The following is a 590-nucleotide window of genomic DNA, read 5'->3' on the forward strand; positions in this document are numbered from 1 at the left end:
TTTCAGTCTCCCCCGCCAGCGCTAGCCCGGGAACCCTAAGAAACCGTTGAAATCGCAGCCCCGATCCTTCCGGGGCCAGGGCTATCCACCGGGCCCAAAAGAGCGGCCGGGACGGCTTGCCCACGGCCGCAAACGCCACTATACGTTCGCCCGCTGCAAGCCGCCGGGCACGACTCGGACCGGCCAGCGGGCCTGTCGCAACATGCGGCGTGGCCTTGCGTTTGCTCCCTTCGTCTATCGGTTAGGACGCCACCCTTTCACGGTGGAGAGAGCGGTTCGATTCCGCTAGGGAGCGCCATGTTTTTCAATGGCTTAGCAAACCGTCCGCCACTGATGTCCAGCATATGTCCAGCATTCGGAACGTGCTGATGCCCTTTCCCCGCGCGCGCTCTGACCTCTGATCGGCTCCAATGTCACCGCGCGCGCGAGGGCGCGCAACTACGTGCTCGACGAGCGCGGCGGCCAATATCCTTGGCTGCACCGGACGAGCGCGGGGCCTTCAGCACGTGACAGCTGCCGCGCATCGACCCTTGAGCAAGCATGGAGTGGGCGCAGCGATCCTCCGGGGCGCAGGAATTCTGTCGTCAACA

Annotated in this window: 1 tRNA gene; it reads left to right on the plus strand. The window is 64.6% G+C overall.

The features are described 5' to 3' along the window. The first annotated feature begins 223 nt into the window (after positions 1 to 223). Positions 224 to 298, plus strand: a tRNA-Glu gene (locus ACNOHI_RS25255). Positions 299 to 590 lie beyond the last annotated feature (292 nt).

It is taken from the genome of Noviherbaspirillum sp. ST9 (genome assembly GCF_048799745.1).
Lineage (GTDB): Bacteria > Pseudomonadota > Gammaproteobacteria > Burkholderiales > Burkholderiaceae_D > Noviherbaspirillum.